Below are 7,999 nucleotides of genomic sequence, written 5' to 3'. Positions count from 1 at the left end.
GAGGGGCACCGGTGGCGGGAAGCTGGCGGAGGGATGGCGGCGAGCGGTCTGCGGCTGGCGAGGGATGGCGGCGAACGGCTTGCGGCTGGCGGAGGGAGGTTGGCGAGCGGCTGGCGGCCTGTGGAGGGGGGTTGGCGAGCGGCTGGCGGCCTGCGGAGGAAGGTTGGCGAGCGGCTTGCGGCTGGCAGTGGGTTGACCGGCGGAAGGGTCGGCCGGGTAGCGGGAACGCTGACCGTCCGCGCGCCGCTCGGGGTGGGTTGATTCGGCGGAAAGGCGCTGATGGTCTGGCGGATGCTGGGGGTGCTCGGGCAGGCGGTTGAGCGGTGAGTCGGATTGAGGGGACCGGTCGCGGAGGGCAACCTTGGCGACGTGCACCGGCTGCAGGTGTTCCGGACGGACGCGCAAGGGGTGAAGAGACCCAGTGATAGGCCAAAGAGGAGGCCGTCGAGCATCCGCAGCAGAGGGCTAGAAGCCGTTCGTTGTCAGTTTCAGCAGGGCGTCGGTGATCGCGGCCATGTGGTCCACCAGGTAGAAATGGCCGCCGGGATACGTGGTCAGGGTGAAATCGCCGCGGGTGTGCGACGACCAGGCTTGTACGTCCGAGACCGGGGCGTGCGGGTCGGCGTCTCCGGTGTGGGCGTGGATCGGCGCGGTCAGCGGGCCGGCGCTCGGGCGGTACGTTTCGACGGCCGTGTAGTCCGCGCGCAGGGCCGGCAGGAACAGTTCTCGCAGTTCCGGGTCTCGCAGCACCTTCGGGTCGGTGCCTGCCAATCCTTCGATCTCGGACAGCAAACCGTCGTCGTCTTGGAGGTGGACCTGTTCGTTCACCAAGCGGGACGGGGCTCGGCGGCCGGAGACCACTACTGCTTCCGGCGGAGTGCCTCGTTCCTCCAGACGGAGTCCTACCTCGTACGCGAGCGTCGCGCCCATGCTGTGGCCGAACAGCACTACCGGGAGGTCCAGCCACGCGAGCAGAGCCTGCGTGATGCCGTCGGCCAGTTCTTCGATGGTGCGGAGGGCAGGTTCGGCCATGCGGTCCTGCCTGCCGGGGTATTGCACCGCCAGGACATCGACGGCTGGGGACAGCGCTTTCGACAGCGGGTGGAAGAACGGGGCTGCGCCGCCTGCGTGCGGCAGGCACACCAACCGGGCGGGGGCGTCGTCGGCGGGGTGGAAGCGGCGTAGCCACGGGTCCGTCATGCGGGCGATTTTACCGGCGGCGGGCGTCGTCACAGTGGCAAGCGGCGGAATTCGATCTTTTCGTAGGCGCTGGCGGTGCCGGTTTCGAACAGGACGCCGACGGTGAAACGGTCTGGTTGCACCAGGTCGGAGTAGCCGGCGGGGGCGTCGGCGAGAACTGTCGACGGGTGCCAGGTTTTGCCGCGGTCCGGGCTGGTCCGAAGTTGCATCGTGCGGCGAACGGCGGGGTCGGACGGGCTGGAATAGAGGAGTACGCGGCGGTTTGTCGTTTGCAGGACGCTGCCTTCTACCTTCGGGCCGGACAGGGTTGGCTGCACTTGATAGGGACGGGTGAGGGTGCGGCCGCCGTCGGTGCTGTAGGCGGCTAGGCGGTGTTCTGGGGCCGAGCCCTGGTTGCGGCTGGAGAAGTAGACCGTGCCGTCAGGCAATTCGGTGGCGGTGGTTTCGTTGGGGGCGATCACGCCGTCGGTCGGGTCGTCGGTGAAGCCGATGTGCCAGCTGCGGCCGTTGTCGTCGCTGTAGAGGTCGTGGCCGCCGTAGTACTTGGCTTCGGTTCCTGCGTCCGCTGAACCCGCGGCGGGGGCGCTGGAGTGGTTGGCGGGGACGATGATTCGGCCGGAGTAGCGGCCGTGTTGGAGCAGGGTGGCGTGGCCGGGGGCGGTGGCGTACCAGCGCCAGGTCGGCAGTTTCGTGGTGGCGGTGATGTCGCGGGCGGGGGTCCAGGTGCGGCCGTTGTCCGTGCTGCGTTGGACGAAGACTCGGCGGGTGTCTTGCGGGGACACGGTGCCGGACATGATGGCTTTTTCGCTGACGGGTCCGTTGTGGACGGTCAGCAGCACCAGGTCGCCGTTGCGGGCCAGGACCGGGGTCGGGTTTCCGGCGGTGGCTTCTCCGTTGCTGTCGACTACGCGCAGGCCGCCCCAGGTGCAGCCGCCGTCGAAAGAAGTTTTGGCGACCGTGTGAATCGCGCCGGAGTCGCCGGGGGAGTCTCGGCGGCCTTCGGCGAACGCGAGCAGGGAGCCGTTGGCGGCGCGGACCACGGCTGGGATGCGGAAGGTGTGGTAGCCCTCAGTGCCCGAGACGAACGGGGTCGACGACGTGCAGCCGCCGCTCGCGCTGGCTTGCGGGGCCGGGATGAAGGCCAAGATCGTTGCGGCTAGCGCAAGCGTGACTGTTCTCGGAAACACCGGGGGACCGCCTCTCGCTCCGGACATGGGATGTCCGACGTCCTATGTCCGGAGAACTTAGAGAGGCGGTCGCGCGGCGTCAAGACTCCGGATCGGTGGCGGTCGCGCGGATGGTTCCGCTCGCGGCGGTCGCGGTGATCGACAGCGGGGCGGTGCCGGTCGGGCGTACGCGCATGATTTCCGCGGCTACCGGGGCGGCGAGGTGGGTGCGCAGGGTCCGGCGCAGGCCGCGGGCGCCGTATACCGGGTCGAAGCCTTGGACGGCGAGGAGGTGGACGGCGGAGTCGTCTACCTGGAGGTCGACGCCTCGGCGGCGAAGCCTTGCGCGCAGCAGGTCGGTTTCCAGGCGGGCGACTCGTTCGATGGTGGCGCGGTCCAGTTCGTCGAAGACCACCGTTTCGTCGATGCGGTTCAGGAATTCCGGGTCGAAGAACGATTGCAGGGCTTTGTCGACGACGGTTCGGCGGGTGTGGCCGCGGTCCAGCAGCGTGCGCCAGCGGGAGCCTCGGCGGCGGGCGAGTTCCTTTGAGCCGAGGTTCGAGGTGAGGAAGACGAAACTGTTGCGGAAGGAGATCTTTTCCTGACCGTTCGCGAGACGCAGGATTCCGTTGTCCAGTACGCCTAGGAGAGCACGCAGGACGGTCGGGTGGGCTTTTTCGACCTCGTCGAAGAGGACGATCCCCGGGGTGTACGGGTCACCCTCCACAGTGGATCGATCGAAGACGGTGAAGGCTTCCTTGCTTCCCGCGTAACCGGGCGGGGCGCCGTTGAAGGAGGCGGCATAGTGTTCTTGGGCGAGGGAGTTCATGTCCACTCGGCACAGATCGTCCGGGCCGGAGCGCAGGGCGGCGGCGACCTGGCGGACCAGTTCGGTTTTGCCTACGCCGGTGGGGCCCAGGAGCAGGACTGTCGCGGGTGGACGGTCGGGTTCGGTCGCGCCAGCGCGAGCCAGGGTGATGGCCCGGACGACGGCGTCGATGGCCGGGTCTTGGCCCAGGACGCGGCTGCGCAAGCGGTCAGCCAAGGTGTCGGGAGTGTCCGGGGTAGGTAAAACGGGGGCGGCGGCCGGAGCGGCTGGCTGCCGGTTCCGGTTCTGGTCGTGGTACCTGTCGGTGATGAACGGCATGGTGTCCTTTCCCTGAACCGAAAACCGAAACCGGCAGCCAGCCGAAAATCAGGCCTGTTTGGTCTTTTCGACCGGCAGCTCGCCCACCGGGCATTCGGCGACGCCGACGGTGCTGCGCGTGATGGCCTCGACGTTCTCCTGCGCCTTCTGCGCGTCGGTGACCCACGTGCGGTAGAACTCGAACGGGCAGTCCGCGACGCCCTTGTCGCCGTCACCGGCCGCGTGCACGCCCGAGTAACCGCGGTGCAGCAGCTTGAACAAGTGGTTCTGCGACTGGTCGTACTCGCGTGCGTCCCGAATCGCCGACAGTGACAGCTGGGCGAACTGGATGCCGTATTCTTCTTCGCCGGTTTCGCCGAGCGTCCGGCCGTCGAAACCGATGATCGACGAGTGGCCGAAATACGAGTACACGCCGTCGAATCCGGCTGCGTTGGCGACCGCGACATAGCAGTTGTTGGCCCACGCCATGGCTTTCGCCATCAGCACCTGCTGGTCCTTCGCCGGGTACATGTAACCCTGGCAGCGGACGATCAGCTCGGCGCCCTTCATCGCGCAGTCCCGCCAGATTTCCGGGTAATTGCCGTCGTCGCAGATGATCAGCGAGATCTTCAGGCCCTTCGGGCCGTCCGAGACGTACGTCGTGTCGCCCGGGTACCAGCCCTCGATCGGGCACCACGGCAGGATTTTCCGGTACTTCTGCACGATCTCGCCGTGGTTGTCGATCAGCACCAAAGTGTTGTACGGCGGCTTGTTCGGGTGGTCCTCGTGCTGTTCGCCGGTGATCGAGAAGACGCCCCAGGTGTCGGCCTCGCGGCAGGCGGCGGAGAAGATCGCGGTCTCTTCGCCGGGGATGGTGGCCGCGGTGTCGTACATTTCCTGCTCGTCGTACATGATCCCCTGCGTCGAGTATTCGGGGAACACGACGAGGTCCATTCCGGGCAGGCCGCCCTTCATGCCGACCACCATGTCGGCGATCTTGCGCGCGTTGTCCAGCACCTCGGCCTTCGAATGCAGCCGCGGCATCTTGTAGTTCACGACCGCGACGCCGACCGTGTCCGGGCTCGAGGAAATGTCACCGTGTCGCATGGGATTTCTCCTTTGGGTGGATGGTCAGGCCGCGGCCGGTGCGCGGTTGGGGACGGAGCGGGCCTGGCCGCGGAACCCGAGCACCGCGGCGAGGACGACGAGCAGGACGGCGACCGCCGCCGCGATGAGAGCGGTGGTCGCGGTGGAGCGGTAGCCGCCGGTCAGCGCGAGGAACGCGGGCAGCGTGCAAGTCGGCTGGCTCAACAGGACAGTCGTCCAGCCGGTGAACCGGGTCAGCTCCTCGCGGCCCAGCCCGAGCACGAGGAAGAACAGGGCCCACAACAGAGCCCAGGAAAGCCAGATGACGCCGAACACCGGATCGTGCTGCCGCCAGAACGCCAAGCCGGCGTACACGATCGCGGCGCCCGCGACGAACAGCGAGAACCAGCCGATGCCCTCGGGTTCGAGCCTGGCGAGGTTCGCGACGCCGACATACAGATAGGTGAAGCCGAACAGGAACAGCCCGGACGCGCCGAGGATCGCTTCGGAATCCCCGTGCGCCTGGATGATCAGCACCGTCGGCGTGACGCACTGCAGCCCGCCCACGAACAGATTCAGCGCGGCGGCCGACCGCGCGGGCACGCGCCCGAGCAGCATCAGCCCGTTGACCAGCAGTACCGCCCCGACGTAGAGCAGGCCGACGTTGTTCATCGCACGCTCCTCAGTTGGTACCAGATGAAATACTGTCAAGTGAAAGTAATTGGCCGGACGGCGGCCGTCAAGACCGGAACGGGACGGGTCAGAGCCGGGTGATCGGATCGAAGTCGCAGCCGCGCGCGGCGGCGAGGTGCACGTGCTGCGCGGCTTGCTGGCCGTGGAATTCGACGGTGCCGCGCGGCCCGTCGTAGGCGACGCCGTCGATGGCGGCGTTCAGCGCGCGCATGTCCGGAGTGCCTGCGCGGCGAGCGAGTTCGGCGAGCGTATGCAAGCCCTCGTAACAGGATTCGGCCGCGTTGTTGAGCGGCGGCGCGGCCGGGCCGTGCAGGTGGACGTAGCGGCCGAGCAGGTCCATCGCGTCCGCGGTGACGAGGGAGCGGAAGTACGCGGCGGACGCGAAGAGGTTGCGGGTCGCCTCGGCTCCGCTGGCGAGCAGCATGTTTTCTTCCATCAACGGGCTGAACCGCAGCATCTGGTCGTGGAGGCCGCGCGCGGCGAACGTGCGGTTGAACCGGACCGCGTCCTGTCCGACGAACAGCATGAGAACGCCGTCGCACGCCGACGTTTCGACGCGGCGGACAAGCCGCGCCATGTCGCCGGAACCCAGCCCGACGAACGCTTCGCCCGCGATCTGGAGATCGAGTTCCCTTGCGTAGCGCCGGATCGCGCTCGCCGAACCGCGCGGCCACACGTAATCGTCGCCTGCCACGAACCAGCTGCGCGCGCCGCAGTTGTCGCGCAGCCACCGCAGCGCGGGCTGGATCTGCACGCGCGGAACTTCGCCGGAACAGTAGATGCCAGAACGACTTTCGCCGCCTTCATAGAGCGACGTGTACACATACGGCACGCGGTCGGCGAGGACCGGCGCGAGCGCGTTGCGGACTGAGGAAATGTGCCAACCGGTGACCGCGTCGATCTCGCCCGCGTCGACCAAGCGCCGCACGGACGACGCGACCTGGGCAGGAGGAGCACCGCCGTCGACGACTTCCAGCGTCACTTCGCGGCCGAGGATCCCGCCCGCGTCGTTCAGTTCCCGGGCCGCGAGTTCGCTGATCGCCTCGCATGAAGGCCCGAAAAGGCCCGCCGGTCCCTGCAGCGGGACGACCAGCGCGACGCGCAACGCGCTCGCGCGGCTGGCGACTCCGAGTCCCATGCCGGCTCCGGGCTTCTTTGCCGGTTGACTTGCTTCCATTTGGAAGTCTTACAATGCGGAGGCATTTGCGCAAGGGCGGAACGAGGGCGGGCGGATGAGGCAGGCACAGGCGGCCGAGGCGTCGTTGATCCGCGCCCTCACCCGCACCGCACGCGCGGTCGCCCTGCGGATCGAGCCGCTGCTCAAGAAAGAGGGGCTGTCCCTCGACGGCTGGCTGGTGCTGGACGCGCTCGCCGGGGGCGACGGGCTCACGATGACCGAGCTGGCCGGGCACACGCTGGTCACCGGGCCGACGCTGACCCGCGTGGTCGACCGGCTGGTCACCACCGCGGCGGCGTATCGCGAGGTCGACGCGGAGGACCGGCGGCGGGTCCGGGTGTATCTCGCGCCGCGCGGGCGCAGTGCGCACCAGCGTGCGACGGCCCGGCTGGCCGAGCTGGAGAAAGAGTTGGATCCGGCGGGGGGCGTGGTGGCGGCTCTCGTGCGTGTTGAGGCCGGTTAGAACCGGCTTTGCCGTGCACGAGGGTGGCGGGCTGGGGTCGTGAGTGGCGGTGCCGGTTAGAAGCGTGATTGCCGCGCACGAGGGTGGCGGGCTGGGGTCGTGAGTGGCGGTGCCGGTTAGAAGCGTGATTGCCGCGCACGAGGGTGGCGGGCCGGGGTCGTGAGTGGCAGTGCCGGTTAGAACCGTGATTGCCGCGCACGACGGTGGCGGGCTGGCCTCGTGAGTGGCGATGCCGGTTAGAACCGTGATTGCCACTCACGACGGTGTTGGCCCAGCACCTTGATCAGTTCGTCTTTGCGGTTGGCTACTTCGGTGTGGCTGCCCATGATTCCCACCGCGGCGACGGTCCGGCCGTCCTCGACCACGGCGACTGACACGCCGTCCGCCTCGGTGGATGCGCTTGGCGCGGCGACCAAGCCCTCGGCGCGGATTCGGGTCAGGTCTTGTACGAAGCGTTCGACCAACTCGGCGTCGGAGGGCGGCAGCGCACCGATCTGCGGCCACAGGTCGCGGTTTTCCATGGCTGCCAACAAAATCCAGCCAGTCGACGTCCGGATCGGCGAGCGGCGCACGAAACCTTCGGCGAGGTAGGCGTAGCGCGGGTCGTGCGAGGCGAAGTCGACGTAATAAAGGTCGCTGCCGACCATGATCGCCAGCACCGCGGTCATCCCGGTTTCCTCGTGCAGTGCTTCGAGGTCCTCGTGCGACACCGTGGTCACAGTGGGGCGGCCGACCAGCCGGACGAGCAGGAACGGGGCCGGGCCGAGGGAGTAGCGGCGGTCGTGTTCGTCGAGGTAGCCGGTGGCGACGAGGCCGTTGACCAGGCCCTGGATCGAACTCATCGGCGCGTCGAGTTCGCGGGCGAACTCGGTGAGCGTGACCCCGTTCCGGGAGCGCGCGGCCCGCTCCAGGATGGTCGACACCCGGTCGATCATCCGGTGGTGCGGCCTCGGGCGGCCGTCCGGCGTGGGGTGCGTCGGCATCGGTGCTTTCTCTCCTCGGGTGATCGGGAACTCTACCCGGACCTGCGGGTTGCGTAAATACGTATTTTGATGCCAGTATGCGTAGCGAGGAGGTGCGCTCGTGAG

The 7,999-nt window shown here is 68.1% G+C and carries 8 protein-coding genes; 1 reads left to right on the top strand and 7 read right to left on the bottom strand.

From position 1 onward, the window contains the following. Nucleotides 1-465: 465 nt before the first annotated feature. From D0D37_RS16145 to D0D37_RS16120, 6 genes are all read right to left on the bottom strand, one after another. Nucleotides 466-1,200, bottom strand: a complete 735-nt coding sequence (locus D0D37_RS16145; protein WP_116201362.1) for a thioesterase II family protein — start codon at nt 1,198-1,200, stop codon at nt 466-468. Nucleotides 1,201-1,229: 29 nt separating this feature from the next. Next, on the bottom strand, nt 1,230-2,345 hold the full coding sequence (locus D0D37_RS16140) for a sialidase family protein (protein WP_341867985.1): 1,116 nt from the start codon (nt 2,343-2,345) through the stop codon (nt 1,230-1,232). A 121-nt stretch (nt 2,346-2,466) separates the two neighbouring features. After that, on the bottom strand, nt 2,467-3,411 hold the full coding sequence (locus D0D37_RS16135) for an AAA family ATPase (RefSeq protein ID WP_244223529.1): 945 nt from the start codon (nt 3,409-3,411) through the stop codon (nt 2,467-2,469). 150 nt (nt 3,412-3,561) lie between these two features. Beyond that, on the bottom strand, nt 3,562-4,599 hold the full coding sequence (locus D0D37_RS16130; protein WP_116201359.1) for an aliphatic amidase: 1,038 nt from the start codon (nt 4,597-4,599) through the stop codon (nt 3,562-3,564). A 24-nt stretch (nt 4,600-4,623) separates the two neighbouring features. Next, nucleotides 4,624-5,250, bottom strand: a complete 627-nt coding sequence (locus D0D37_RS16125; protein WP_116201358.1) for an AmiS/UreI family transporter — start codon at nt 5,248-5,250, stop codon at nt 4,624-4,626. 88 nt (nt 5,251-5,338) lie between these two features. After that, nucleotides 5,339-6,409: a substrate-binding domain-containing protein gene (locus D0D37_RS16120; protein ID WP_116201357.1), complete on the bottom strand. Its 1,071-nt coding sequence runs from the start codon at nt 6,407-6,409 to the stop codon at nt 5,339-5,341. 94 nt (nt 6,410-6,503) lie between these two features. Between D0D37_RS16120 and D0D37_RS16115 the strand changes: the two genes are divergently transcribed. Next, a complete protein-coding gene (locus D0D37_RS16115) occupies nt 6,504-6,911 on the top strand; it encodes a MarR family winged helix-turn-helix transcriptional regulator (protein ID WP_116201356.1) in 408 nt (135 codons plus the stop codon). 236 nt (nt 6,912-7,147) lie between these two features. On the opposite strand, the gene D0D37_RS16110 is transcribed toward D0D37_RS16115, so the two are convergent. Next, on the bottom strand, nt 7,148-7,894 hold the full coding sequence (locus D0D37_RS16110) for an IclR family transcriptional regulator (protein WP_116201355.1): 747 nt from the start codon (nt 7,892-7,894) through the stop codon (nt 7,148-7,150). Between the last annotated feature and the right edge of the window lie 105 nt (nt 7,895-7,999).

The organism is Amycolatopsis circi (assembly GCF_003385235.1).
Taxonomy (GTDB): Bacteria; Actinomycetota; Actinomycetes; order Mycobacteriales; family Pseudonocardiaceae; genus Amycolatopsis; species Amycolatopsis circi.
The sequence above is the reverse complement of the archived record's forward strand: the minus strand, read 5'-3'. Positions and strand labels throughout refer to the sequence as shown.

Coding starts and splice junctions, on each gene's coding strand:
- D0D37_RS16125 (WP_116201358.1), bottom strand. CDS start 5,250: ATGAACAACGTCGGCCTGCTCTACGTCGGGGCGGTACTGCTGGTCAAC.
- D0D37_RS16110 (WP_116201355.1), bottom strand. CDS start 7,894: ATGCCGACGCACCCCACGCCGGACGGCCGCCCGAGGCCGCACCACCGG.
- D0D37_RS16130 (WP_116201359.1), bottom strand. CDS start 4,599: ATGCGACACGGTGACATTTCCTCGAGCCCGGACACGGTCGGCGTCGCG.
- D0D37_RS16115 (WP_116201356.1), top strand. CDS start 6,504: ATGAGGCAGGCACAGGCGGCCGAGGCGTCGTTGATCCGCGCCCTCACC.
- D0D37_RS16145 (WP_116201362.1), bottom strand. CDS start 1,200: ATGACGGACCCGTGGCTACGCCGCTTCCACCCCGCCGACGACGCCCCC.
- D0D37_RS16120 (WP_116201357.1), bottom strand. CDS start 6,409: ATGGGACTCGGAGTCGCCAGCCGCGCGAGCGCGTTGCGCGTCGCGCTG.